Origin of the sequence: Streptomyces sp. NPDC005496 (genome assembly GCF_042872045.1) — a bacterium.
Taxonomy (GTDB): Bacteria; Actinomycetota; Actinomycetes; order Streptomycetales; family Streptomycetaceae; genus Streptomyces.
The window spans coordinates 455,591-479,332 of record NZ_JBIAJQ010000007.1 but is presented as its reverse complement, the minus strand read 5'-3'; the positions used below and the strand labels follow the sequence as shown (position 1 = coordinate 479,332).

26 protein-coding genes are annotated in these 23,742 nt (G+C 71.9%); 15 read left to right on the top strand and 11 right to left on the bottom strand.

All coding sequences use genetic code 11. The annotated features are described in order from the left end of the window. Positions 1-61 precede the first annotated feature (61 nt). From ACFYQQ_RS23900 to ACFYQQ_RS23870, 7 genes are all read right to left on the bottom strand, one after another. Positions 62-862 (bottom strand): immunity 49 family protein, encoded by an 801-nt coding sequence (locus ACFYQQ_RS23900; RefSeq protein ID WP_356242908.1) that lies wholly within the window; start codon positions 860-862, stop codon positions 62-64. Between the two features lie 59 nt (positions 863-921). Further along, positions 922-3,489: a hypothetical protein gene (locus ACFYQQ_RS23895; protein ID WP_388905040.1), complete on the bottom strand. Its 2,568-nt coding sequence runs from the start codon at positions 3,487-3,489 to the stop codon at positions 922-924. Further along, entirely contained in the window at positions 3,486-3,908 is a 423-nt protein-coding gene (locus ACFYQQ_RS23890; RefSeq protein WP_356169655.1) for a DUF6507 family protein, read from the bottom strand. Before ACFYQQ_RS23890 ends, ACFYQQ_RS23895 begins: the two co-directional genes overlap by 4 nt. A gap of 135 nt (positions 3,909-4,043) precedes the next feature. Continuing rightward, positions 4,044-5,501 carry a sensor histidine kinase gene (locus ACFYQQ_RS23885; protein ID WP_388905039.1) on the bottom strand — a complete coding sequence of 486 codons (1,458 nt, stop codon included), beginning with the start codon at positions 5,499-5,501 and terminating at the stop codon, positions 4,044-4,046. Beyond that, a complete protein-coding gene (locus tag ACFYQQ_RS23880) occupies positions 5,498-6,229 on the bottom strand; it encodes a response regulator transcription factor (RefSeq protein ID WP_355794427.1) in 732 nt (243 codons plus the stop codon). Before ACFYQQ_RS23880 ends, ACFYQQ_RS23885 begins: the two co-directional genes overlap by 4 nt. A gap of 165 nt (positions 6,230-6,394) precedes the next feature. Next, a complete protein-coding gene (locus ACFYQQ_RS23875) occupies positions 6,395-6,586 on the bottom strand; it encodes a hypothetical protein (protein WP_388905038.1) in 192 nt (63 codons plus the stop codon). A gap of 40 nt (positions 6,587-6,626) precedes the next feature. Beyond that, on the bottom strand, positions 6,627-7,814 hold the full coding sequence (locus ACFYQQ_RS23870) for a S1C family serine protease (protein WP_388905037.1): 1,188 nt from the start codon (positions 7,812-7,814) through the stop codon (positions 6,627-6,629). A 346-nt stretch (positions 7,815-8,160) separates the two neighbouring features. On the opposite strand from ACFYQQ_RS23870, the gene ACFYQQ_RS23865 reads away from it, so the two are divergent. Further along, positions 8,161-9,915, top strand: coding sequence for a trypsin-like serine protease (locus tag ACFYQQ_RS23865; RefSeq protein ID WP_355793436.1), 1,755 nt, complete (start codon positions 8,161-8,163; stop codon positions 9,913-9,915). Positions 9,916-9,967: 52 nt separating this feature from the next. Here the strand turns inward: ACFYQQ_RS23865 and ACFYQQ_RS23860 are convergent, their stop codons facing one another. After that, positions 9,968-10,990, bottom strand: coding sequence for a LacI family DNA-binding transcriptional regulator (locus ACFYQQ_RS23860; RefSeq protein ID WP_356169643.1), 1,023 nt, complete (start codon positions 10,988-10,990; stop codon positions 9,968-9,970). A gap of 23 nt (positions 10,991-11,013) precedes the next feature. After that, positions 11,014-11,853: a response regulator transcription factor gene (locus ACFYQQ_RS23855; protein ID WP_355793197.1), complete on the bottom strand. Its 840-nt coding sequence runs from the start codon at positions 11,851-11,853 to the stop codon at positions 11,014-11,016. 280 nt (positions 11,854-12,133) lie between these two features. On the opposite strand from ACFYQQ_RS23855, the gene ACFYQQ_RS23850 reads away from it, so the two are divergent. The 8 genes from ACFYQQ_RS23850 to ACFYQQ_RS23815 all read left to right on the top strand — a co-directional run bounded on the left by ACFYQQ_RS23850 (position 12,134) and on the right by ACFYQQ_RS23815 (position 17,493). Next, positions 12,134-12,988 (top strand): alpha/beta fold hydrolase, encoded by an 855-nt coding sequence (locus ACFYQQ_RS23850; RefSeq protein WP_355793195.1) that lies wholly within the window; start codon positions 12,134-12,136, stop codon positions 12,986-12,988. Positions 12,989-13,050: 62 nt separating this feature from the next. After that, complete coding sequence (locus tag ACFYQQ_RS23845; RefSeq protein ID WP_355793193.1) at positions 13,051-13,305, top strand: MoaD/ThiS family protein; 255 nt, start codon at positions 13,051-13,053, stop codon at positions 13,303-13,305. An 8-nt stretch (positions 13,306-13,313) separates the two neighbouring features. Continuing rightward, positions 13,314-14,636, top strand: a complete 1,323-nt coding sequence (locus ACFYQQ_RS23840) for a hypothetical protein (RefSeq protein WP_356242924.1) — start codon at positions 13,314-13,316, stop codon at positions 14,634-14,636. A gap of 124 nt (positions 14,637-14,760) precedes the next feature. Continuing rightward, positions 14,761-15,504: a DUF2993 domain-containing protein gene (locus ACFYQQ_RS23835; protein ID WP_355779614.1), complete on the top strand. Its 744-nt coding sequence runs from the start codon at positions 14,761-14,763 to the stop codon at positions 15,502-15,504. A gap of 231 nt (positions 15,505-15,735) precedes the next feature. Beyond that, the gene (locus tag ACFYQQ_RS23830) at positions 15,736-15,816 is read left to right on the top strand and encodes a putative leader peptide (RefSeq protein ID WP_350310325.1); all 81 of its coding nucleotides are present in this window, start codon (positions 15,736-15,738) and stop codon (positions 15,814-15,816) included. A gap of 151 nt (positions 15,817-15,967) precedes the next feature. Continuing rightward, positions 15,968-16,807, top strand: a complete 840-nt coding sequence (locus ACFYQQ_RS23825) for a sulfurtransferase (protein ID WP_355779616.1) — start codon at positions 15,968-15,970, stop codon at positions 16,805-16,807. A 45-nt stretch (positions 16,808-16,852) separates the two neighbouring features. Further along, positions 16,853-17,140, top strand: coding sequence for a DUF1416 domain-containing protein (locus ACFYQQ_RS23820; protein ID WP_054232391.1), 288 nt, complete (start codon positions 16,853-16,855; stop codon positions 17,138-17,140). 89 nt (positions 17,141-17,229) lie between these two features. Beyond that, positions 17,230-17,493: a DUF3099 domain-containing protein gene (locus ACFYQQ_RS23815; protein ID WP_355779619.1), complete on the top strand. Its 264-nt coding sequence runs from the start codon at positions 17,230-17,232 to the stop codon at positions 17,491-17,493. Between the two features lie 31 nt (positions 17,494-17,524). On the opposite strand, the gene ACFYQQ_RS23810 is transcribed toward ACFYQQ_RS23815, so the two are convergent. Next, a complete protein-coding gene (locus tag ACFYQQ_RS23810) occupies positions 17,525-17,887 on the bottom strand; it encodes a DsrE family protein (protein WP_356169635.1) in 363 nt (120 codons plus the stop codon). Positions 17,888-18,034: 147 nt separating this feature from the next. Between ACFYQQ_RS23810 and ACFYQQ_RS23805 the strand changes: the two genes are divergently transcribed. The 6 genes from ACFYQQ_RS23805 to ACFYQQ_RS23780 all read left to right on the top strand — a co-directional run bounded on the left by ACFYQQ_RS23805 (position 18,035) and on the right by ACFYQQ_RS23780 (position 23,146). After that, positions 18,035-18,892, top strand: a complete 858-nt coding sequence (locus ACFYQQ_RS23805; RefSeq protein ID WP_388905036.1) for a hypothetical protein — start codon at positions 18,035-18,037, stop codon at positions 18,890-18,892. Then, positions 18,889-19,905: a hypothetical protein gene (locus ACFYQQ_RS23800; RefSeq protein WP_388905035.1), complete on the top strand. Its 1,017-nt coding sequence runs from the start codon at positions 18,889-18,891 to the stop codon at positions 19,903-19,905. The genes ACFYQQ_RS23805 and ACFYQQ_RS23800 overlap by 4 nt, the downstream gene beginning before the upstream one ends. Beyond that, positions 19,902-20,873 (top strand): hypothetical protein, encoded by a 972-nt coding sequence (locus ACFYQQ_RS23795; protein ID WP_388905034.1) that lies wholly within the window; start codon positions 19,902-19,904, stop codon positions 20,871-20,873. Before ACFYQQ_RS23800 ends, ACFYQQ_RS23795 begins: the two co-directional genes overlap by 4 nt. Before the next feature lie 258 nt (positions 20,874-21,131). Then, complete coding sequence (locus tag ACFYQQ_RS23790) at positions 21,132-21,707, top strand: FABP family protein (RefSeq protein WP_355792665.1); 576 nt, start codon at positions 21,132-21,134, stop codon at positions 21,705-21,707. Positions 21,708-21,723: 16 nt separating this feature from the next. After that, positions 21,724-22,161 (top strand): transcriptional repressor, encoded by a 438-nt coding sequence (locus ACFYQQ_RS23785; RefSeq protein ID WP_355792668.1) that lies wholly within the window; start codon positions 21,724-21,726, stop codon positions 22,159-22,161. 10 nt (positions 22,162-22,171) lie between these two features. Further along, positions 22,172-23,146 (top strand): folate-binding protein, encoded by a 975-nt coding sequence (locus tag ACFYQQ_RS23780; protein WP_355792671.1) that lies wholly within the window; start codon positions 22,172-22,174, stop codon positions 23,144-23,146. A gap of 16 nt (positions 23,147-23,162) precedes the next feature. Here ACFYQQ_RS23780 and dtd read toward each other — a convergent pair whose 3' ends face one another. Beyond that, the gene (gene dtd, locus ACFYQQ_RS23775; RefSeq protein WP_355792674.1) at positions 23,163-23,600 is read right to left on the bottom strand and encodes a D-aminoacyl-tRNA deacylase; all 438 of its coding nucleotides are present in this window, start codon (positions 23,598-23,600) and stop codon (positions 23,163-23,165) included. Positions 23,601-23,742: the final 142 nt, after the last annotated feature.

The window sequence follows — 23,742 nt, the reverse complement described above, 5'->3', positions numbered from 1 at the left end:
GGCCGACGGAGAAGGGGGCCCGCGAAGTGCGGGCCCCCTTCTCGTGTTCCCCCGGGATTCCTCAGGTGGGGAACTCCCCGAGCCAGCTGCGCTGGAGCAGGTGCTTGGGCAGGTACTCGGACTCGACCTCGACCGGCATGCCGACGTCGAGGGCGAGGCAGGCGACGGCCAGCGGACCGAGTGCGACGGCGCCGTCGGTGGACAGCCGGCGGTCCTCGTCCTTGGTCCAGTACGCCTTGTGCAGCCGCAGCGCCTGGGCCAGCCCCTCGTTGAACTGCTCCGCGTCCCGCTTGAGGAACTGCAGGAACAGGTTCAGCGGCGGGTAGAGGATCTGCAGCATCAGCTCCCGGTCGGCGACCCGGAGCACATCCGGGTCGGTGCCGCGGAAGGCGGCGGAGAACTTCTCGCCGAGGCCGGGGCGCTCCGTCCAGTACGTCTGGAGCGCGTCCACCCAGTCGTAGATGTAGTCGTCGTAGACCGCGCCCGACGCCCGCAGCACCTCGATCGGCACCCCGGCCAGCTGGGTCATGCGGGTCTGGTCGCGGCAGACGACCGCCAGCCAGAACGCGGTGATCCAGTTGCCCGCGTCGGTGAAGTGCTTGGGGCCGGTGGCGGGGATCGTCCGCGTCTTGTGCGCGATGACGCACTCGACGGAGTCCGCGTCGGTGGTGGCCGCCGCGAACAGCGCGGAGCCGACCTGCATCGCGGCGACCCACGCCTCCCACGTCTCGGAGGTGTTGGCGGTGGGGTCGTGGAGGCAGTGCAGGTTGGCCGTGCTCAGCACACTGTTGAAGGTCAGGCCGAACATCTCGGGGGACTCTTCGAGGTCCTCGATCTGCTCGATCGCGCCCTGATCGCTCATTTCGATGATCCGGGTGGGATCGCCGCCCGGAAACTCTTGACGTGGCACGTGTGTGGGCATCAGTTGCTCCCGGGCTTGCCGATATCGAACTGCTTCATCTCATAGCCAGCGTACGTTCCGGCCTTGGTGGCATCGGCTTTCACGAGCACGTAGTCCACGTCGCCGTTCTTGAGTGCTCGGCGGAGGTCCTGCGCCAGGGCCATCTCGTCCACGTTGTTCGAGGTCTGGGCGCGCTTCTCCATCTCGTGCAGGATCGTCTGGAAGTACTCCCGGGTGCCCTGCTGGACCCGGTTGCCGAGGTGGCTCGTGCGATCGCCGAGCCGGGCCGTGGTCGAGCCCTTCGCCTCGACGACGACGTACCGGCCGTCCTGCGTCCGGTAGACCTGGTCGAAGCGGTTGTTGCCGAAGGCGCCGTCGTCCACGCGGGTCGCGTTGGGGTAGTGCTCGGGGATCGCGTGCGTCTCCGCGACGTTCTCACCGAACAGCTCGCTCTGCTTGAGCATGTCGCCGTGCAGCGGCGAGTGCGCGGCCTCGGCCGCGTCCCGGGCCGCCTCCAACTCCGGTGTGGGGTTGGCCTTGTAGGCCTTCTCGGCCGCCTCGAGGTTCGCCTCGGCGGTGTTGTCGGCCGTGATGGCGTGTTGGCGGTTGTGCGCCCAGTTGTCCAGCTGGTGCAGGGTGTCGGACGGGATGGTCGTCCGAGCGCCGGACGGGAAACCGGTGTCGACGTACTTCGCGGGAATCGCCGGCGGCAGGTCGCTCTTGGAGATCCACTTGCCGGGGTTGGCGGGGTCGGGGACCAGGGTCGGCAGGCGCTGCCCGAACACCTCCTCCTCGGCGAACCGGCGGTAGCCGTTGGACCGGTAGTGCTCCTTGAACCACGCCGGGTCGTTGTTGGCCAGGTCGACGTGGCGCTGCATGATCTCGCGCGGGGTGCCCTCCGCCGGCCGCCCGCCCTGGGGCTCGCCGGGGGTGGGGTCGCCGCCGGCGGGTCCGGCGGTGTCGTCCGCGTGCGTGCCGGCGCCGAGACCGTCGTCGCCGCCGCGGCCGAGGTCGTCCAGGCCGTCGAAGCCGCCGGTGCCGCCCGTCCCGCCGGTGCCGTGGCCGCCCGTGCGCGGCGGCAGCGTGTCGGTGCCGTGGCCGCCGGGCAGGTGGGAGCCGGTCCCGCCGGTGCCGACCGGGTCGCCGCCCCGCCCGACCGTGCCGGCCGTGTCGGCGGTGTGCGCGCCGACGCCGACCAGCTCGCCGTCCCGGCCGGGGGTCGCCCCGTGCTCGGAGGTGGCGCGCTCGGCGGCCGTGCCCTCGTGCGCGATGTCCGCGAGGGACTCCCGCACGGTGCCGTCGGCGTTGTGCATGACCAGCGTCTTGGTGTCGAGGAAGACGACCTCGCCCTTCGGCGTCTCCATGCGGACCGTGTTCTCGGGCGTCAGGCCCGCGGGCAGGTCGTCCATCTTCAGCGGCTGGTCGGTGATCTTGAACGTGCTGTCGGCGAGCTTGATGTACGTGCCGTTGGTGACGGCCTTGAGGCTCGCCATCACGTCGCCGAGCCGCGTGATGCCGACGCCGACGCCCTTCGCGACGTACGTCATCGGGTCGACGATGCGGCCCGCCTTGCCGGCGAAGGAGATGGCCTTGGCGATGGCGCCGGTCTTCGCGGCCGTGCCCGTGCCGCCGGTGAAGACCGTGGTGAGCACGTTGAAGGTGACGGCACCGGCCGCGCGCGAGGGGTTCTTGCCCCACTCGTCGTACGCGATCAGAGCCTTGCCGGTCTCCACGACCGCGGTGCGCGAGTCCCGGAGCCAGGACGGCAGCTTGTCGTCGGGAACCAGCCAGTAGGCGGTGCCGACGATCGGCATGCCGGTGATGACGAGGCCGGTCAGCAGCTTGCCGAGGCCCGTCCAGGCCTGGCCCGCCGCGTCCCAGCCGTCGAAGCCGACGAGCGTGCCGAGACCCTTGATCGTGCCCCACACGCCGTCAACGAAGAAGCCCTTGGTGAAGTCCCACAGGTGCTCGTGGATCTGGTACCAGGGCGTGGACTCCTCGACCGGGTCGCCCCAGGGCAGACCCTGGGCGTTGTTCAGGTCCTCGGCCCGGTAGCCGTACATGCCCTCTTTGTTGGACCCGTCGTTCACGGTGAGCGGGGCCCCGCCGATCAGGGCGACGATCTTGCCGTAGCAGGTGCGCTCCGCCGCCTGGAACGCCGCCCAGGCCGCGTTGACCTCGCCTCGCCGGGCGTTGTTCTCGTCGACCAGGTCGGCGTCCTCGCGCCAGTCGTCGTCGTCCGCGATGCTGCTCGCGAAGGCCGCCGCGTCATGGCGCAGACTCTCGAACTTGGCGACGATGGGCCGGATCTCCGACGCGTAGGCGCTCAGCGCCGAGGCGACCGTGCCCACCTCGGTGCACAGCTCGTCGCCCGCCTTGGCCACCGGGGCGGTGGTGGCGAACAGCTTCTCCGCCTCGGGCGCCTCGTAGTACGCGGACAGCCCCTTGAAGCGGGTGTCGATCTGCGATCCGGCGTCCCACAGGTTGAACGCGTCCGTGCTCAGCGCGGAGACGTCCTTCTCCAGCTGCTCCAGATTTCCGGTGAACTTCGGTATCTCCGCCGGGTTCAGTGCCGTCTGGTCGCTCACTTGGCACCGCCCGCGGGAGCGCCCGGCAGATCGATCTTCGGTTCCTTCAGCGCCGCCGCCTGCGCCTCGGCGGCCATGTCCAGGTCACCCTGGTTGTAGGCGTTGGTCGCCGCCACCGCGCCCTTCAGGGAGTTCACGGTCCGCTGCGCCATGTAGGCGAGCTTCTTCTGCCGCTCCTCCAGGTACTGGCTCAGCGCGGCGGCGACCGGGCCGACCGGTACGCGCGGGGTGCCGGCCGGCACCGGGCCGACCATCGGCCCGCTGAACTGCCCGCCCGGCACGGCCGTCCCCGCCGAGGACGCCGCGCTCGCCATGTTCGTCACCAGCGAGGTGGCGGCCTTCTCCAGGTCCCCGCCCGCCTCGCCCGTCGTCGTCAGCGTGGCCTGCACGCCGACGGGATCGATGTCCCAAGCTGTCATTCCAGCCCCCGTAAAGCCTTTGACAGTCACGTTCATCAGACACGTTTTCTCGGCAATGGCCGATCATTCGTACCAAAGAGACGCGTGCGGCGGCAACGCAGTTCCCCGCGTGCCCAGTTGGGGGCCGAACGGTGCCTAGGGAGTCTCCGGCGGGGGTGTCGGCGCGCCGGGCAGCCGCACCGTCGCGACGGTGCCGCCGCCCTCCGCCGGGGTCAGCGAGACCTCTCCGCCGCACCGCTGGACGGTGCGGGCCACGATGGACAGGCCGAGGCCCGAGCCGGGCAGCGCCCGCGCCGAGGGCGAGCGCCAGAACCGGTCGAAGACGTAGGGGAGTTCGTCGGCGGGGATGCCGGGGCCGTGGTCCCGGACGGTGAGGACGCCGCCGTCGAGCGCGACCTCGACGGTGCCGCCGCCGGGGCTGAACTTCACCGCGTTGTCGAGCACGTTGACGATCGCCCGCTCCAGCGCGGCCGGCTCCGCCCGTACGAACCAGGGGTGGAGGTCCGCCGAGATCGTCAGCTCCGGCCCGCGCAGCCGGGCCCGGCGCAGCGCCGCGTCCACGACGTCCCGCAGCGCGACCACCTGCACGCGGTCCCCCGACTGGGCCGACTCCGACCGCGAGAGGGTCTGCAGATCGCCGATCAGCGCGGCCAGTTCGGTCATCTGCGCGGTCACGGAGGAGAGCAGCGCCTTGCGGTCGGCGGGCGGGATCGCGCGGCCCGTCTCCTCGCTGCGGGTGAGCAGTTCGATGTTGGTACGGAGCGAGGTGAGAGGCGTGCGCAGTTCGTGGCCGGCGTCCGCGATCAGCTGCTGCTGCACCTCCCGGGAGTTCGCCAGCGACGCGGTCATCGAGTTGAACGAGCGGGACAGCCGGGCGATCTCGTCCTCGCTGTCCTCCTCCACCGGGATGCGGACGGCGAGGTCCTCGGTCCGCGCGACGTGCTCCACGGCCTCGGTCAGCTTGTCGACGGGCCTGAGCCCGGCCCGGGCCACGGCGAGCCCGGCGGCCCCGGCACCGACGACACCGATACCGGAGACGAGGAGGAGGAGCAGGGCGAGTTCGTTGAGGGTGGACTGGGTGTCCTTGAGGGGGACCGCGACGAGCAGGGCCGTGTCGCGCGCCATCGCCTGGCCGCCGGGGCCCTGCACGATCACCGGCACGGTCATGACCCGGACGGGCCTGCCCTCGCTGTCGGTGCCGTTGCGGTATTTCTCCAGGCCCGGCGAGGGGTCCTTCGCCACGGCCTTGTCGCCGTCGGTGACCTCGACCGAGCCGACCGAGAGCGGGAACACACAGGCCGTTCCGTCCGCCTTGACCAGCTGGCTGTAGTACGTGCTGCCCCGCGGACCGCCCGGCACGGTCGTGGACGGCTCCGCGGGGCAGTCGCTCGCCACGCTCGCCACGTCGAGTTTCTCCAGCGGCGCGTTCACGGAGTGGAGGTTCTCGTCGATCTCGTCGTACAGCTTCCCGCGCACGATGAACCAGCACGTCACCGACACCGCCGCCACCCCGAAGGCCACCGCCGCCGCGACCAGCAGGGCGAGCCGGGACCGGATCGGCAGGGACCGGAACCGGCGCAGGACTCGGTTCACTCGGCGCCGCCCGAGCGCAGTACGTAGCCCACGCCCCGCACCGTGTGGACGAGCCGCGGCTCGCCGCCCGCCTCGGTCTTGCGGCGCAGGTACATCACGTACACGTCCAGGGAGTTGGAGCTCGGTTCGAAGTCGAAGCCCCAGACGGCCTTGAGGATCTGCTCGCGGGTGAGGACCTGGCGCGGGTGGGCGAGGAACATCTCCAGGAGCGTGAACTCCGTGCGGGTCAGCTCGACCTGCCGTCCGCCCCGGGTGACCTCGCGGGTCGCCAGGTCCATGCGCAGGTCGGCGAAGGTGAGCGCGTCGTCCTCCGGGGTGCCGATCGCCGTGGCCGCGTACGAGCTGCGGCGCAGCAGTGCCCGGATGCGGGCGAAGAGCTCGTCGAGCTCGAAGGGCTTGACGAGGTAGTCGTCGGCGCCCGCGTCGAGTCCGGTGACGCGGTCGCCGACGGTGTCGCGGGCGGTGAGCATGAGGATCGGCGTGGTCGTGCCCGCGCCGCGCATCCGGCGGGCCGCCGTCAGGCCGTCCATCCGGGGCATCTGGATGTCGAGGACGACCAGGTCGGGCTGGTAGGCGATGGCCTTCTCCAGGGCGTCCGCGCCGTCCACGGCGACCTCGGTGCCGTACCCCTCGAAGGCGAGGCTGCGCTGGAGCGCCTCGCGCACCGCGGGCTCGTCGTCGACGATCAGGATGCGCTGGGGTTCACGGTCGCCTTCGGCGGGGCTCATCGGCGTTCTGTTCCTCGGGTGCGATGGGACGGCGGGTGCGGGGACTTTCAGCCTCGCACGTCGGCGGCCGCTTCCGCAGGGCCGGCCGGGTGCGAGGACCGGGCGGCGCGTGCAGCCGCCCGGCACGTCGGCGGGGGCGGGCCCGCGCGGCGCCGCGGCTGCCGGTCAGGCCCGCGCGGCGGTACGGCGGCGGGTGCGGTTCGCGCGGACGGGCCGGGCGGCCGCCGGGGCCACCTCGGGGGCCCGCGCGAGGGGCGGATGGAGTTCTCGGGCGACGGCGAGGGCCAGGCCCAGGCCGGCCGGGTCACCGCCCGCCGCGGAGTGGACGACCTGCCGGAACGGAGCACGCGTGATCATGTCGACCTCCTGAGGTGGCCGGTCCCCGGACGGGGGCGGCTCAGCTGTCCGAGCCGCCGGCACGCAGGGTGTCCAGGTCGGCCTTGACTGTGTTGACCGGGATGGCGAAGCCGAGGCCGACGCTGCCGGCGTCCGACGAGCCGGACGAGGAGTCCGAGGCGGCCGAGTACATGGCGGAGTTGATGCCGATGATGTTGCCGTTCATGTCGATCAGCGCGCCGCCGGAGTTGCCCGGGTTCAGCGAGGCGTCCGTCTGGAGCGCCTTGTACGTCGTCGTGGAGGAGCCGGTGTCGCCGTTGAACTCCCGGCCGCCGTACTCGAAGGGCCACTGGCCGCTGCCGCCGCCCTGCTGTCCCTGGCTCTCGTCCGTGGAGACGGTGACGTCGCGGTCGAGCGCGGAGACGATGCCGCTGGTGACGGTGCCGGTCAGGCCCTCGGGGGAGCCGATCGCGACGACCTGGTCGCCGACCTGGACGGCGGAGGAGTCGCCGAGGCTCGCCGCCTTCAGGCCGGACGGGGCGTGCTCCAGCTCGATCAGCGCGAGGTCCTTCTTGCTGTCGGTGCCGACGACCTTCGCGGTGTAGGTCTTGCCCTTGCTCGTCGTCACCTTGATCGAGGACGCGCCGGAGATGACGTGGTTGTTGGTGACGATCTCACCGCCGGAGGTGATGATCACGCCCGAGCCGGTGGACCGGCCCGCGTTCGAGGTGGCGCTGATCTCCACGATGCTCGGGCTGACCGCCGAGGCCACCCCGGCGACGGTGCCCTTCTTGGCGGCGGGGACCACGTTGGTGCTCGGGCTGGTCGCCACGGTGTCCGGGCCGGTCAGCTCCTGGAAGGCGTACGCGGTGCCGCCGCCCACGGCCGCCGCCGCGATCGCCACGGCGGCGAGCAGGCCCAGCGGACCCCGGGCCCGCCGTCCGGGGGCCGGGGCGGGCCCGGCACCGGGGACCGGCGGGGAGGGCGGGGGGTTGCCGTGCCCGCCGAAGGCGCCGCCGTCGCCGTGGCCGCCGCTCTGGTGGCCCGCGCCCGGCCACACCGTGGTGCCCGGCGCGACGGCGACCGGAGTGCCGGGCTCGTAGGCCGGCGGGGGCGGCCACTCGGGGTCGACGGGGGAGGAGGCGTGCTGCTGCCGGGGGTACGCGGGCTGGTCGCCCTGGACGTACCCGGACTGGTCGCCCTGCTGGGGGTGCTCGTACTCGCCGCTGCGGCGGAAGCTCTCGGTCATGGAAAGCAGACTCGCGCCCCATCATGAGAGCTCCCTGAGGGGCCGCTGAGAAGCCCGACAGAACCTCGTATGCCCGATATAAAGACGCCCGGGGAAACGGCGGGTTGCGTGGGCGCGATGGCACGGGACGCGCCGGACGAATACTTGTCTGCCCGCCGTGCGGCCCGTGTGCCCGGTGGTGCGCGCGGCCTACGATCACCGCGCCGGAGGGGGGCTCCGCGGTTTCGCCCGATCGCCACGCGCGGTCCGGGCCGGTGCGTCGTACGCCCTTCTCGGGTCCCGTCAGTCCTTTTCCGGGCCCCGTACGTCTCGAAGGGCCCGGGCGACACCCACCCAGGAGCCCTGAGTGATACGTGCCCTGCGCGCCCGTCTGAGACGCCCCGCCACGGCGTTTCCCGCGGCCGCACTCGCGCTGGCGCTGAGCTGCGCCGGCGTCCTCGCGGCGCAGCCCGCCACCGCCGCCGACGCCCCGCCCGGACTGCCCGAAGCGGGCCTCGCCCAGCCCGCGGCCCCCGCGCCGGTGGCTTCCGACGCGGAGCTGCGCGCCCGCTACCTGAAGGCCGTCCAGGACCAGGCGACCCCGGAGAAGACGCCCCGGAAGACCCCGTTCATCATCGGCGGCAGCACGACCGGCATCTCGTCCGCGCCGTGGATGGTCCAGCTCTCCTACTACGACCCGGCCACCGGCGACGGCTACTTCTGCGGCGGCACCCTGGTCGCCCCGAACAAGGTCCTCACCGCCGCGCACTGCGTCGCGGGCCTCGACTGGGTCGGCAACGGCGCCGTGGTGGCCGGCACCGCCGGTCTCCTCGACGACACGACCGGCACCGTCGCGGGGGTCTGGCGCCAGTGGAACCACCCGCGCTACAACCCCGACACCATTCAGAACGACATCGCGGTGCTCACCCTCGACCGGCCGCTGGAGCAGCCCTGGATGCGCCTGGCGGCGGCCAACGACACGCCCTGGTACACCCCGGGGCAGGAGGCCACGGTCTACGGCTGGGGCCTGACCTCCGGTGCCGCCGACGCCGACCTGTCGGCGACGCTGCGCAAGGTGAACCTGCCGATGGTCGCCGACGCCACCTGCGACTCCGCGATGCGCTCGGTGCTCGGCGAGGACGACTTCGTCGAGGGCTCCATGTTCTGCGCGGGCACCCCGGCGACGGGCACGGACGAGGGCACCAAGAGCCCCTGCAACGGTGACTCCGGCGGCCCGGTGGTGTTGGGCGGCAAGATCGTCGGCATCGTCTCGTGGGGTGTCGCCGGCTGCACCGCCGAGGGCGCCTACCCGGTGTTCACCAAGGTCTCGTCGTACACCTGGGCGGCCCAGCCGCGCATCGACGACACGGACGAGTCGTTCGACGGGCGCGCCGACCTGCTGGCCCGCACGCCCTCCGGCGGCCTCTTCGAGCAGGACAGCAAGGGCACCTCGCTCGCGCAGCGGAAGTACCTGGGCGGCGGCTGGGAGAGCATCAGCTGGGGCCTTCAGGCCGACCTGGACCGCGACTTCTTCCAGGACTGGATCGTCCGCGACAAGACCGACGGCAAGATCTACCGCGAGTACCTGGACCACGCCTCCGGCGAGTACACCTGGATGCAGATCAGCTCGGTGTGGGGCGGCTACAAGTCGTACGCGGTCCCCGGCGACATGACCGGTGACGCCCGCCCCGACCTGGTCGCGGTGGACGCCGACGGCTCGGTCTACCTGTACCCGGGCAAGGGCACCGGCCAGTTCTACCCCCGCGTCAAGGTCGTCGACCGGGCCTGGAAGAACGTGAAGATCTTCGGTCACGGCGACCTGTCCGGCGACGGCCGGGCCGACCTGCTGGTCCGCAACAGCTCGGGCGTCCTGTACCTCTACCGGGGCACCCAGCAGGAGCACACCCCGTGGTCCGCGCGGATCCAGGCCCGTACCGGCTGGAACTTCACCTCGTACGTGGCGAACGGCGACGTGACGGGCGACGGCGTCGCCGACGTCATGGCCCGCGACTCCGGCGGCACGCTCTGGCTCTACCCGGGCACCAACAAGGCGTCCAGCGGCCTGTTCGGCACGCGGATCAGCCTGGGCACCGGATTCAACCAGTACAACCTGCTGTTCTAGGAGTACCCGGGGATCCGCGGACGGCCGTGACCGGCCCCGCGGGTCCCCGCTTCTACTCGCAGCCGCAGGACCGTCGTACGACCAGCCGGGACGGGAACTGCTTCAGCCGCTCCCGCCGCGATCCGGCCACCCGCAGACCGTCGTCCAGGACGAGGTCGACGGCGGCGCGGGCCATCGCGGAGCGGTCGGAGGCGATGGTCGTCAGGGGCGGGTCGGTGAGCGCCGCCTCCTTGACGTCGTCGAAGCCGGCCACGGCCAGCTCGCCGGGGACGTCGATGCGCAGCTCGCGGGCGGCCCGCAGCACGCCGATCGCCTGGTCGTCGGTGGAGCAGAAGATGGCCGGCGGACGGTCGGGCCCGGCCAGCAGCTCGAGGCCCACCTGGTAGGCGTCGTAGCGGTTGTACGGGGCTTCGAAGAGGCGGCCCTCGGTGGGGATGCCGGCCTCCTGCATCGCGCGCCGCCAGCCCTCGACGTGGTCGGAGACGGGGTCGCCCACCGCGGGCGTCTCGGCCGTACCGCCCAGACAGGCGACGTACTCGTAGCCGTGCTCCAGCAGGTGGCGGGTGGCGAGCTGGGCGCCGCCCGTGTCGTCCGTGACGACGGCGACGTCGTCGATGGCCTCGGGCTTCTCGTGCAGCAGGACCACCCGGGCGTCCCAGGCCTCGATCTCCGCGGCGGCGTTGTCGTTCAGGGCGTGGCTCACGAGGATCAGCCCGGAGACCCGCATGCCGAGGAAGGCCCGCAGATAGTGGACCTCGCGCTCGGCGATGTAGTCCGAGTTGCCGACGAGCACCATCTTTCCGCGCTCGGCGGCGGCCTGCTCGACCGCGTGCGCCATCTCCCCGAAGAAGGGCTGGCGCGCGTCCGGGACGATCAGGCCTATGAGCTCGGTCTTGCGCGAGGCCATGGCCTGGGCGACCCGGTCCGGGCGGTACGCCAGCTCCTTGATCGCGGCGAGGACACGCTCGCGCGTGGCCGGGGCGACCGGCCGGGGTCCGTTGTTGATGACATAGCTGACGACGGCGGTGGAGGTACCCGCCAGTCGTGCCACGTCATCCCGAGTCACCTTGGCCACGGGCGGAGTCTACGCGGATGGACCTACCTCTGGGCAGGGCGTACGGCCGCTTCCTGCGCCGCCGCCGCGACCTCGGGGGCGGCCACGGCGTCGAGGTGAGCCGTCTCGTCCGCCTCGTCCGGCTTTGGCCCGGCCTTCTGCTCGCTCTCGGCCGCGCCCGGCCGGGAAGGGCTCGCGGCGGTCCGGTCGGCCTTCTCCGGGGTGACGAACCGGTAGCCGACGTTCCGGACGGTGCCGATCAGCGACTCGTGCTCGGGACCGAGCTTCGCGCGCAGCCGCCGGACGTGGACGTCGACCGTGCGGGTGCCGCCGAAGTAGTCGTAGCCCCAGACCTCCTGGAGCAGCTGGGCACGGGTGAAGACGCGGCCCGGGTGCTGCGCGAGGTACTTCAGGAGCTCGAACTCCTTGAAGGTCAGGTCCAGGACCCGGCCCTTGAGCTTGGCGCTGTACGTCGCCTCGTCCACGGAGAGGTCGCCGTTGCGGATCTCCATGGGGGAGTCGTCGTTGACGATCTGCTGGCGGCCCATGGCCAGCCGCAGCCGTGCCTCGACCTCGGCCGGTCCCGCGGTGTCGAGGAGGACGTCGTCGATGCCCCAGTCGGCGGTGACGGCCGCGAGGCCGCCCTCGGTCACGACGAGGATCAGCGGACAGCCGGGCCCGGTGGACCGCAGCAGCTGGCACAGGCTGCGGACCTGCGGGAGGTCGCGGCGCCCGTCGATGAGGATGACGTCGGCACCCGGGGTGTCGACCAGCGCGGGCCCTTCCGCCGGAGCCACGCGCACGGTGTGCAGGAGCAGGCCGAGAGCGGGAAGCACCTCCGTCGACGGCTGAAGGGCGTTGGTCAGGAGCAGCAGAGAACTCATCGCGCCCCACCTGCCTGGGTCGTCCTACGTTCGTGCACGGTTCGCTCGCCCATACGTCTGGTTCCTCCTCGGTCCCTGATGGGGGCACCTCCCACGCCTTGGGGGCGGTGGGGGAGTCTGCGGCACTGCTTCGTACTGCGATGCGGATCCCGCGCCCAGGAATCCGCTGCACCGGATCCGAAACGCTTTGGTATACCGGCTTCGTATACAACGCTTCGGAAAGCACAAAAGGACCCGGGGGCTTCTCTGCCCGAGTCCTCTGCCCAGCAGAATAGCCCACATGAGCTCAGGTACGGCAGGTCGTGTGACGCGATCTCACAGAATTCCACCAGGTGAGACAGGCGCCCGCACCCCTTTGCGCAGGTTTCTGCGCACCTCCGACGGCGTCAGCATCGACGCGGCGTACACCCCCGGAAGGGGGACCTCCGACGAGCTGGTCATCGTCGTCGCGCACGGTTTCACGGGCGATCTGGAACGCCCGCACCTGCGCCGCGCGGCGGACGTCCTCGCCGGTCACGCGGCCGTCGTGACGTTCTCCTTCCGAGGCCACGGGGCCTCCGGCGGCCGCTCCACGGTCGGCGACCGCGAGGTCCTCGATCTCGCGGCGGCGGTGGCGTGGGCACGTGAACTCGGGCACACCAGGGTCGCCACCGTCGGCTTCTCGATGGGCGGCTCGGTGGTCCTGCGCCATGCCGGGGCGGACGAGGCCGCGGCGGTTCCGCAGCACGAGGGGCGCACGGAGGCGCGCGTCGACGCCGTGGTGGCGGTGAGTGCCCCGGCTCGCTGGTATTACCGCGGTACGGCCCCTATGCGGCGCCTGCACTGGCTGGTAACCCGCCCGGTGGGCCGGGTCGTCGGCCGCGTGGGACTGCGCACCCGCATCCACCACCGCGAGTGGGACCCGGTGCCGCCGTCCCCGGTCGAGTCGGTCCCGCGGATCGCCCCCACCCCGCTGCTGATCGTGCACGGCGACCGAGACGGCTACTTCCCCGTCGACCACCCCAAGATGCTGGCCGAGGCGGCCGGAGACAACGCCGAACTGTGGCTGGAGCACGGGATGGGCCACGCCGAGAACGCGGCCGGGGACGAGCTGCTGGCCCGTATCGGGCGCTGGGTCGCGCGGCACGCGGGCTAGCCTGGCGGTGCCGGTGTCATCGACGACGCCGGCGCCGACTTCATCACTGATCGAGGAACCAGATGGCAAAGGGCACGGTGCGGTACTGGGCCGCCGCCAAGGCCGCGGCCGGCGTCGCCGAGGAGCCGTACGAGGCGGGCACGCTCGCCGAGGCGCTCGACGCGGCACGCGAGCGACACCCCGGCGAACTCGTCCGGGTCCTGAAGCGGTGCTCGTTCCTCATCGACGGTGACCCGGTGGGCACCCGCGCACATGAGACGGTACGGCTGGCCGAGGGCGGCACGGTCGAGGTGCTCCCGCCGTTCGCAGGAGGGTGACCGAGAGCATGAGCAACCAGCCCTACGAGCCGTACGAACCCCCGTACGAGGGGTACGACCCGTACCAGCAGGCTCAGCAGCAGCCTCCGGCCCCGCAGCAGTCCGGCTGGCCCGGGCAGCAGGGGTACGACGAGGCGCAGCAGTCCCACCAGTACACGCAGCAGTGGGAGGGCCAGACCTGGGAGACCCAGACGCAGCCCCACGCCGCCGCGGACACCGCCTACCTGCCGCCGCAGGGGTACGCCGTGCCGTCCCCGTACGGCACGGCCGGGCAGCCGCTGCCGCCCGAGGCCCCGGCCGGCGCGTGGAGCGACGCGGGCGACCCCGGTGAGCGGTGGAACGGCGGGGCCCCCTCCGACGGCCGCTGGACCGGCGCCGCGGACCCCGGCGCCCAGTGGACCGGTTCCGACGGGCCCGGGTACGGGTCCGCCGGGTCCGGCTACGGTCCCGCCCACCAGGAGCCGGCCGCGGCCGCCCCGGCCGCACCGGTCCCGCCCGTCGGCGCGGCCGTGCCGGCCGCCGGTGAGGACGCCCCCGGCTACGGGCCGCCGACCGTCACCGGCAACGCCCGCATCACCGACGCCCAGCGGGCCAGGGCCGAGGGCCGATCGCCGATCATCGAGCCGGGGATGCAGCCCGCCGCCCTGACCGCCCTGCTCGGGCTGCTGCTGGCCGGGGGCGCGGCGGTCGGGCAGTACGCGCTCGCCGTCCCGCTGGTGCTGCTCCAGGCGGTCACCGCGGCCGGCTGGTTCCGGCTGAACGGCATGTGGCCGGCCCGGCAGGGCATCGCGCTGGCGTTCGCCGGTGCGCTGGCCGCGGACGCCGCCCTGTTCGCGGCAGGGCGGGAGAACGCGCCCGCTGCGATCCTCGGCACGCTCGGGGTCTGGGTGCTGCTCACCCTCGTGCTCCAGCTGCGCAGCCACGCCGACCCGGACACCCGGATGTACGGGCTGATGGCGACGGTCGTCTCGGCCGCTCTGGCGATCGTCGCGACCGGCCATCTCGCCGCCGAGCCGGACGCCGTGACCGTCGGCGCCGCCTCGGTCGCCGTCGCGGTCCTGGCCCGCGCCCTGCCGCTGCCCACGGCCGCCTCGGTGGTCGTGGCGCTGCTGGCCGCCGCCGGTGCGGGCATCGCGGTGGGCGGACTGACGCACCTGGGCACCGGGGGCGCGTTCCTCGGCCTCGGCGCGGGTGTCTGCGCGCTCATCGGCCACCGGGTCGCCTCGTACGACTATCCGTCCCGCTTCGTCCACATGACGGCCGGTGTGGCGCTCCCGCTCACCGCGGCGGCCCCGGCGGTCTACCTGCTGGGCCGCGCCCTCGGCCAGTAGGGGCGTTCGTCACAGCTGATCGACAACTCCGCGGGGCCCTCCGATCCGGGGCCCCGCGGGATTAGGCTCACGCTGGACGGCCGGCCAGGTCGTCGGCCGGCCGCCGACTGGGGGAACACCGAGCATGCGCGCACTGCGAATACTTCTGATCGTCGCCGTGATCCTGGGCGGTCTCTTCGTGATCGCGGACCGTGTCGCGGTCGGTTTCGCCGAGGACGAGGCGGCCGACCGGATCAAGAGCAGTGAGAGCCTGGCCGAGACCCCCGACGTGTCCATCAAGGGCTTCCCGTTCCTGACCCAGGTCGCGGGCGGCGAACTGGACGACGTCGAGATCGGCATCAAGAACTACCAGGCCTCGACCGACGGCACGGGCGCCGCGGGCGACTCGATCCGCATCGACGACCTGAACGCCGAGATGCACGGCGTCGAGTTCAGCGGCGACTACAGCTCGGCCACCGCCGACAGCGCCACCGGCACCGCCACCATCGCCTACGACGAGCTGCTGAAGGCCGCCAAGTCGGAGCCGGTGCAGGTCGCTCCCGGGGTCACCGCCAAGGTCGTCGGGCTCTCGGACGGCGGGAACGGCAAGATCAAGGTCAAGGTCGAGGCGACCGTCCTCGGCGCCAAGCTGCCCCAGCCGGTCGCCGTGCTCAGCTCGGTCAGCGTGTCGGGCGACAAGGTGCGGGTGCACGCCGACTCGCTGCCCAAGCTCGGCGTCGAACTCGCCGAGGGCAAGATCCGCGCCATAACCGACTTCCAGCAGAAGATCGACGAACTCCCCGGCGGCGTCGAGCTGGACAAGGTCGAGGCCGCCGAGAACGGCGTCGACATCAAGGTGAAGGGCTCGAACGTCCGGCTCGTCGGCTAGGCCAGCCGGGCGCCCGGGAGAGGCACGGCGCTCCGTCCCCCGGCGCGTTGGGACTGGTGTCCGAAGAGCGAGATGCCCGGTCCGGCCGGCAGCGGGGACGGCCGCCGCGGGCCCGGGAAATGGGGGCGACACGGACGCGGCAGGGCTCCGCATCCCACATCACGGACGATCGCGTCTCATAATGCGACACACCGGTGACATCCGCGCCCGTCCGTCCCTACGATCGCAGTCATGAAGCGACAGGCGGATCTCACGAAGCGGCGGGCAGTAGACCTGTGCCGCGTCGCCGCCATGCTCTGTCGCACCTTCTGAGCGGAAGTCCGCGTACTTCCGCATTCCCGGCCCTCGGCCATCCCCGTCAGGGCCCCTCGTGCGCCGCGTACGCCACCGCTGTCGTGACCGTGTACCGCGCACGCCGCCCCACCGCACAGCCCCGCCGCAACTGCCCCGGAGGAGAACGAGCATGAGCCGCAGCGACGTCCTGGTAGACGCCGACTGGGTCCAGGAGCACCTGGACGACCCGAACGTGGCCGTCGTCGAGGTCGACGAGGACACGTCCGCGTACGAGAAGAACCACATCCGCAACGCGATCCGGATCGACTGGACCAAGGACCTCCAGGACCCGGTCCGCCGTGACTTCGTCGACCAGGAGGGCTTCGAGAAGCTCCTGTCGGAGAAGGGCATCGCCAACGACACGCTGGTGGTCCTCTACGGCGGCAACAACAACTGGTTCGCCTCGTACGCCTACTGGTACTTCAAGCTCTACGGCCACGAGAACGTGAAGCTGCTCGACGGCGGCCGCAAGAAGTGGGAGCTCGACTCCCGTGACCTGGTCGACGAGGTCCCGAGCCGGCCGACGACGCAGTACAAGGCCAAGCCGCAGAACACCGCGATCCGCGCCTTCCGTGACGACGTCGTCGCCGCGATCGGCTCGCAGAACCTGGTCGACGTGCGCTCGCCCGACGAGTTCTCCGGCAAGCTGCTCGCCCCGGCCCACCTGCCGCAGGAGCAGTCCCAGCGTCCGGGCCACGTCCCGAGCGCCCGCAACATCCCGTGGTCGAAGAACGCCAACGACGACGGCACCTTCAAGTCGGACGAGGAGCTCAAGGAGCTCTACGCCGCCGAGCAGGTCGACCTCGCCAAGGACACCATCGCGTACTGCCGCATCGGCGAGCGCTCCGCGCTGACCTGGTTCGTGCTGCACGAGCTGCTCGGTGTCGAGAACGTCAAGAACTACGACGGCTCCTGGACCGAGTACGGCTCCCTGGTCGGCGTGCCGATCGAGCTCGGCGCCAACAAGTAACCCGCGGCCTCCGCGACCCCTCTCATCACCCGAAGGACAGAACATATGTGTGGAGCGAAGGCCGGCGGCCCCGACGCCTCGACGATCAAGCCCGGTGAGACCACCATCCAGGGCCAGGTGACCCGCGACGGCGAGCCCGTCACCGGTTACGTCCGGCTCCTGGACTCGACGGGCGAGTTCACCGCCGAGGTCCCGACCTCGGCGACCGGACAGTTCCGCTTCTACGCGGCCGAGGGCACCTGGACCGTCCGGGCGCTGGTCCCCGGCGGCACCGCGGACCGCACGGTCGTCGCGCAGACGGGTGGCCTCGCCGAGGTCGCGATCGCCGTCTGACGAGACCACATGAACGGCCGGAGGGCCGCACCCCAGGGTTGGACGCTCGGGGTGCGGCCCTTCGGCTGTTCCCGTCCTACGCTGGACGTATGTACGCGCGACGGCGGCACGCCTACTTCGCCCTCATGGCGACGTGCATCGGCCTGTTCGTCCTGGCCTGGGGAGTCGTCCGGCTCTGGTCCGTTCCCGTGGCCGTCGGCATGTGCGTGGTCGCGATGGTGATCCCGCCGGTGGCCGCGATGGTGGCCAACCGGCGCGGGCCCGAGGACCGCTGGTGGGACGACCCCTCGGGCGACGCCACGTCCGACGAGTGGTGGGACGAACTCGACGGGAAGCGCCGCCGGCAGCCGTAGGCCGGACACGGCCCGGCCCCCCGGGGGTGTCTCAGTAGACGAGCGCCTGCGTCCCGTCGGCCATCGCCTCCTGCACGAACACCTGGGCGCCCGCGATGCGCACGCCCTCGATGACGTCCTTCTCCGCGATGTCCCGGCGGGCCGCGCACTGCGTGCACAGCGTGATGCGGCCGGCCGACATGATCGAGTGGATCAGCTCGGGCAGCGGGGCCGCGTGCGGGAGCTCGAACTCCGCGGCCCGGCCCGGCAGGGCGAACCACGCGGACTCACCGGTCAGCCACAGGGACACGTCGACGCCGCTGGCCACGGCCACCGCCGCGACCGTGAACGCCTGGGAGCAGCGCTCGGGGGCGTCGGCCCCCGCGGTCACCTTGATCACGAGCTTTTTCGCCATGGCCGAATCGTAGTCCGAATCGTGATCAAGTTCCGTACAACTCCATGCATCAGCCATGGGTCTCCTGTGCGCGCGGATACGGAATCCGTGCTTCACGTTCTGTGGGGGGACGTCTTGGAAGAACCCCGATCACCTGAGGAATCCGGAGTGCCGGAAAGACCCGGCCAGACACCGGAACCTTCACCGCAGCCGCACGCGCCCGGCGCCGTGCCCTCCGACGAGGTCCCGCCCGTCGCGGCGGCCCCGGCGGACGGGCCCGCCGCGCCCGGCGAGGCCGGTGCCGTCACGCCCGGCCCGCGCCCCCGGCGGCGCGGACGCACCACCCTGCTCATCGCCGCCGCCGCCGTCCTCGGTGTCGTCGCGGGCACCTGCGCCGGCTACCTGGTGCAGGCGGACCGCGAGCCCACCGCCCTCCCCTCGCTCTCGCAGCCGAAGATCGCGCAGGCCAAGGGCGAGGTCGAGCCCCTGTCCGCCGCGCAGGACCGCCGGGTCAAGACCGAGGGCGACCTGCGCAAGCTGCTGGTGAAGCGGCCGAAGGGGGCGCGGGACCCGCTGGGCGAACACGGCGACGACAGCTGGATGAGCCTGGCCGGCTACGCGGAGAATTTCGAGAAGCCCGAGGTGGCCTTCGAGCGGTCCTACGAGGACGAGTTCCGCCGCGCCGCCGTCGTCGGCTGGCGCGAGGACTCCAGCCGCTTCGTCGAGGTCCGACTCGTGCAGTTCCGCCAGGAGGAGGCCCCCGAGGCCCTCGGCTCCGCCGACAACGGCCACTACTGGGCGGGCCGCAAGAGCGGCGCCGACAGCTGGCCCATCCCCGGCACCGGCGACGGCGAGGTCTACGTCGACACCAAGCCCGAGACCGAGCCCGGCTACGTACCCATGTACTCGGCCGAGGCGCACGCCTGGCGTGGCGACGTGGCGCTGGAGATCTACATCTACGACACGAAGCCGATCCCCAAGAAGAAGATCATGGACCTGGCCAAGCGGCAGATGGAGCGGCTGTGACCGACGACCGGAACGGGCCCGAGGAGCCCGTACAGCCCGCGAACGCCGCACCGGCCCCCGCTCCCGCGGTCCCCCCGGCTCCGGCGGAACAGGCGTCACCCTCACCGGTCCCGGCACCCGAGGCAGCCGCACCGGACGCCGCGGTGGCAGAGGCCCCCACACCGGACGCCGAGCAAACCGAGGCCGGCGCGCCTGTCGACGCCGCCGCGCCCGGTGCGGCGGAGCCCGCCCCGGACGCGCAGCCGGCACCCCGCACGCCCCGGCGGCGCGGTCGTATCGCCGCGCTCGCCGGTGCCGGTGTCCTGCTGCTCGCGGTCCTGGGCGGCACCGGGTACACCGTCGTGACCGTGCAGGACGCCGACCGCGATGCCGGCCGGCCGGCGTGGCGGTTCCCGAAGGCGGTGACGGACGAGAAGCCCGCCGAGGCCCACAAGACCGGCCTCGGCAGCCTGCTCCTGCCCTACGGCGAAAGCAGCGGCTACGGGCGCGGCCCCGACATGGGCGAGTTCGGTTCGGACGCCGAGCTGAGCGGCCGCCAGGCCACCGAGCTGCGCAAGGAGTCGATCAAGGGCCTACCGCGCTCCCAGCGCCGGCAGTTGGAGCGGGAGATCGACAGGCAGCGCATCAAGGGTGTGGCGATGCGCAGCTACCTCGGCACCGCGAGCCCCGGGTCCTCGTTCGACGGCGACAAGCTTTTCGTCGTCGACGTCGTGCTGTCGCAGATGGGCAGCAGGGGCGCCGTGCGCTCCGTCGCCACCGCCCAGCAGGACTTCTTCGACGCCCTGCGCGTCTTCCGCAAGGGACCGAAGATCGAGGGCCACAAGAACGCCCAGTGCTTCCTGCCGCCCACCGACGCGGACGAGAAGCTCGACATGATGGTCTGCTCCGCCTACGAGGGCGACATCCTGATCAGCGCCACGGCGACCGGTACCAAGTCGCTGGACAAGAAAGGCGTGGCCGAACTGCTCCGCAAGCAGCTCGACCTCGTCAGCGACCCGGGGGAGGCGGTATGACCGAGCAGCAGGTCGTCGGCACGGAGACGACCGTACGGCAGGCCCCCGCGACCGGGGAGCCCACGCCGGCCGGGGCGACGGGGACGCCGGCCGTCGAGGCGCCCGCGCCGCAGCCCGCGCCTCTCGCCGCTCCGCCGATGCCCGGGCTCCCGCCCGCCGCGTACGCGGAGGGGCAACCGTCCCCCGCGCCGGCCGTCAAGAAGGACCGCAGGGTGCTGCGGGCCGTCCTGCGCTGGACCGCCGCCGTCACCGTCTTCGCCGCGCTCGGCGCCTCCACGGCGTACGGCATCACGCGGATGGAGCGCACGGACGTGCCCGGTCTCGCGACCGAGTCGGACGGCCGCTGGGACTACCCGCGGCTGACCCGTCCGCCGCTGCCGCAGGGCAGCCCGCGGCCGTTCGCCGAGGAGAACCTCGCCGGCGCCCACTTCGCCGACCTGCGCGAACTGCTGCTGCCCGCGCCCCGCGGCGCCAAGGTCGACCCGGCGCTGAAGGGCGAGGACGGCTGGCTGCCGACCAAGGACTTCCTGGCGGAGTACGCCTCGAAGGAGGACCGCGAGGAGTTCGCCCAGACCCTCGTCGACAACGGTCTGCGGCACGTCGCGGCCCGCGGCTGGACCACGCCGGACGGCACGCACACGCGGATCTACCTGCTGCAGTTCGGCACCGCGGCCGTCGAGGAGAACGTCTACCGGGGCGACGGCCTCACCGCGTTCCGGGCCCCGAAGTACGCCGTGCGCGGCGCCACCGAATCCGGCACCGACGACGCCTACCCCCCAGCCGCCCGCGTCGAGGACGTCCGCCGCACGGTCTACACCGAGACGAAGCCGTACGGCCCGGAGCAGGTCAGGCAGGCGTACCTGTCCGCCGGGGACACCATGGCGCTGATCGTGCAGTCCCGTAAGGGGCACGCCGAGGCCGCGCCGTTCCAGCAGACGGTGACCCTGCAGAGCCAGCTGCTGGGCTGACCCCGCCGAGGGCGACCTCACAGAGAGAGCCGGGTCCCCGCCCACTAAGCTGGGACCCGGCTCTTGTACTTCCACCCCGCTCAATCGAGGAGCACCCCGTGCTTGAGGCATTCTTCGAAGCCCTGCTGGTCCTGGTCTGCGTCGGCGTCCTCGCCTTCGCCGGGCTGACCGTGAAGAAGCTCTACCAGGGCCAGCGCTGACCCCGCGCCGTCCCCCGACCTCCGCGACGCCCCAGACGCCCCCGACGAAAAGCTGCTCATGATCGAGATCCCGTCCGACCTCCACAAGGACCTCGTCCCGCTCGCCTTCCTGCTCGGCGACTGGGCGGGCGCGGGCGTCCACGACTTCCCCGGCTCCGAGAAGTGCAACTTCGGGCAGGAGGTCTCCTTCAGCCACGACGGGCGCGACTTCCTGGAGTACCACTCGCACACCTGGGTCCTCGACGCCGACGGGAACAAGGTCAGGCCGCTGGAGAGCGAGTCCGGCTTCTGGCGGATCGACGGCAGCCGCAAGGTCGAGGTCGTCATGACCCGCGACGACGGCGTGGTCGAGATCTGGTACGGCGAGCTGGCCGACAAGAAGCCGCAGATCGACCTGGTCACGGACGCCGTGGCCCGGACGGCCGCCTCCGGCCCGTACAGCGGCGGCAAGCGCCTGTACGGCTACGTGAAGAGCGACCTCATGTGGGTCGGCGAGAAGCAGACCCCCGACGTCGAGCTCCGCCCGTACATGTCGGCGCACCTCAAGAAGGTCGTCAGCCCGGAGGACGTCGAGCGCTGGGCCAAGGCCCTCCCCGATGACATGCCGGACGACGGGATCGCTTTCTTCAAGTAGACCTAGACTCTCTGGTGTGGTGAGCACCGACTGGAAGAGCGACCTGAGGCAGCGCGGCTACCGTCTGACGCCGCAGCGCCAGCTTGTCCTGGAAGCCGTGGACACCCTGGAGCACGCGACCCCCGACGACATCCTCATCGAGGTGAGGAAGACGGCGTCGGGGGTCAACATTTCCACGGTCTACCGGACCCTGGAGCTCCTGGAGGAGCTCGGTCTGGTCAGCCACGCGCACCTCGGGCACGGTGCCCCGACGTACCACCTGGCCGACCGCCACCACCACATCCACCTGGTCTGCCGGGACTGCACGAACGTCATCGAGGCCGACATCGAGGTGGCCGCCGAGTTCACCGCCAAGCTGCGGGACACCTTCGGTTTCGAGACGGACATGAAGCACTTCGCGATCTTCGGACGCTGCGAGAACTGCACACTCAAGACTTCAACTACCAAGTCGTAGGCTTAGGCGTATGAAGAGCCCCCTGCTGACCCTGCCCGGCGCCGTCGACGCCGAGGGCGTGGACGAAGGTGTCGCGGCCCACTACGGCGATCTGTTCCGCGAACAGCGGACCCTCGCCGACGGCACCGGCTTCGTCGACCTCTCGCACCGCGGTGTCGTCGCCGTCTCCGGCGACGACCGGCTGAGCTGGCTGCACCTGCTGCTGACCCAGCACGTCAGCGACCTCCCCGCCGGCCGTGCCACCGAGGCGCTGATCCTCTCCGCGCACGGCCACATCGAGCACGCGCTGTACCTCGTCGACGACGGCGAGACGGTGTGGATGCACACCGAACCCGGCACGCAGGACGCGCTGATCGCGTACCTGGAGTCCATGAAGTTCTTCTACCGCGTCGAAGTCGCCGACCGGACGGAGGAGTTCGCGGTCGTGCACCTGCCCGCGGGTTCCATCGCCGAGGCGCCGGAGGGCGTCGTCGTGCGGGAGACGCCGTACGGGCGGGACCTCTTCCTGCCGCGGGCCGACCTGGAGGCGTTCGCGGCGGACACCGGCGCGCACGGCCCGGCGGTCGGCCTGCTGGCGTACGAGGCCCTGCGCGTCGAGCACCACCTGCCGCGGCTCGGCTTCGAGACCGACCACCGCACCATCCCGCACGAACTGGGCTGGATCGACAGCGCCGTGCACCTGCAGAAGGGCTGCTACCGCGGCCAGGAGACCGTCGCCCGCGTCCACAACCTGGGCAAGCCCCCGCGCCGCCTGGTCTTCCTGCACCTGGACGGCAGCGAGGTCCACCTGCCGCCGCACGGCACCGAGCTGCGTCTCGCGGACGACGGCCCCGACGGCCGCAAGATCGGCTTCGTGACGACGGCCGTACGCCACCACGAACTCGGTCCCATCGCGCTGGCGCTGGTGAAGCGGAACGTCCCGCTGGACGCGCGGCTCCTCGCCGACACCACGGCGGCGGCCCAGGAAGTCGTCGTGGAGCCGTAGACCGCCCCGCGTCCGCTCACATCTCCAGCAGGACCGTGAACGGGCCGTCGTTCGTCAGCGAGACCCGCATCCGCGCACCGAACCGGCCCGTCGCCACCGTGGCGCCCAGCGCCCGGAGTTGGGCGACCACCTCGTCCACCAGGGGCTCGGCGACCTCCCCGGGGGCCGCCGCGTTCCAGGTGGGACGGCGGCCCTTGCGGGCGTCGCCGTAGAGCGTGAACTGGCTGACGACCAGCAGCGGCGCGTCGATGTCCGAGCAGGAGCGCTCCTCGCTCAGCATCCGGACGGACCAGAGCTTGCGGGCCAGTTGGGCCGCCTTCTCCTTGGTGTCGTCGTGGGTCACCCCCACCAGGACGCACAGTCCCTCTCCGCTGATCGCGCCGACCGTCTCCGGTCCGTCGTCCCCGTCCACGACGACACTCGCGCCGTCCACCCGCTGCACCACCGCTCGCATGCCGACCATCATGCCGTGCGGGCCCTTCGCGTGATTTCCGGGGGGTTCGAACCCCCCATCCGGGGCCGATCGGGGGCACTCGGTCACATAGCGGGCCCATGGGGTGGCACCATGCGTGTACCGCGAAGCTCATACGCGGTGG

Coding starts and splice junctions, on each gene's coding strand:
- ACFYQQ_RS23835 (WP_355779614.1), top strand. CDS start 14,761: ATGCGCGCACTGCGAATACTTCTGATCGTCGCCGTGATCCTGGGCGGT.
- ACFYQQ_RS23820 (WP_054232391.1), top strand. CDS start 16,853: ATGTGTGGAGCGAAGGCCGGCGGCCCCGACGCCTCGACGATCAAGCCC.
- ACFYQQ_RS23850 (WP_355793195.1), top strand. CDS start 12,134: ATGAGCTCAGGTACGGCAGGTCGTGTGACGCGATCTCACAGAATTCCA.
- ACFYQQ_RS23870 (WP_388905037.1), bottom strand. CDS start 7,814: ATGACCGAGAGCTTCCGCCGCAGCGGCGAGTACGAGCACCCCCAGCAG.
- ACFYQQ_RS23825 (WP_355779616.1), top strand. CDS start 15,968: ATGAGCCGCAGCGACGTCCTGGTAGACGCCGACTGGGTCCAGGAGCAC.
- ACFYQQ_RS23855 (WP_355793197.1), bottom strand. CDS start 11,853: ATGAGTTCTCTGCTGCTCCTGACCAACGCCCTTCAGCCGTCGACGGAG.
- ACFYQQ_RS23900 (WP_356242908.1), bottom strand. CDS start 862: ATGAGCGATCAGGGCGCGATCGAGCAGATCGAGGACCTCGAAGAGTCC.
- ACFYQQ_RS23880 (WP_355794427.1), bottom strand. CDS start 6,229: ATGAGCCCCGCCGAAGGCGACCGTGAACCCCAGCGCATCCTGATCGTC.
- ACFYQQ_RS23845 (WP_355793193.1), top strand. CDS start 13,051: ATGGCAAAGGGCACGGTGCGGTACTGGGCCGCCGCCAAGGCCGCGGCC.
- ACFYQQ_RS23815 (WP_355779619.1), top strand. CDS start 17,230: ATGTACGCGCGACGGCGGCACGCCTACTTCGCCCTCATGGCGACGTGC.
- ACFYQQ_RS23840 (WP_356242924.1), top strand. CDS start 13,314: ATGAGCAACCAGCCCTACGAGCCGTACGAACCCCCGTACGAGGGGTAC.
- ACFYQQ_RS23790 (WP_355792665.1), top strand. CDS start 21,132: ATGATCGAGATCCCGTCCGACCTCCACAAGGACCTCGTCCCGCTCGCC.
- ACFYQQ_RS23875 (WP_388905038.1), bottom strand. CDS start 6,586: ATGATCACGCGTGCTCCGTTCCGGCAGGTCGTCCACTCCGCGGCGGGC.
- dtd (WP_355792674.1), bottom strand. CDS start 23,600: ATGCGAGCGGTGGTGCAGCGGGTGGACGGCGCGAGTGTCGTCGTGGAC.
- ACFYQQ_RS23780 (WP_355792671.1), top strand. CDS start 22,172: ATGAAGAGCCCCCTGCTGACCCTGCCCGGCGCCGTCGACGCCGAGGGC.
- ACFYQQ_RS23810 (WP_356169635.1), bottom strand. CDS start 17,887: ATGGCGAAAAAGCTCGTGATCAAGGTGACCGCGGGGGCCGACGCCCCC.
- ACFYQQ_RS23890 (WP_356169655.1), bottom strand. CDS start 3,908: ATGACAGCTTGGGACATCGATCCCGTCGGCGTGCAGGCCACGCTGACG.
- ACFYQQ_RS23830 (WP_350310325.1), top strand. CDS start 15,736: ATGAAGCGACAGGCGGATCTCACGAAGCGGCGGGCAGTAGACCTGTGC.
- ACFYQQ_RS23795 (WP_388905034.1), top strand. CDS start 19,902: ATGACCGAGCAGCAGGTCGTCGGCACGGAGACGACCGTACGGCAGGCC.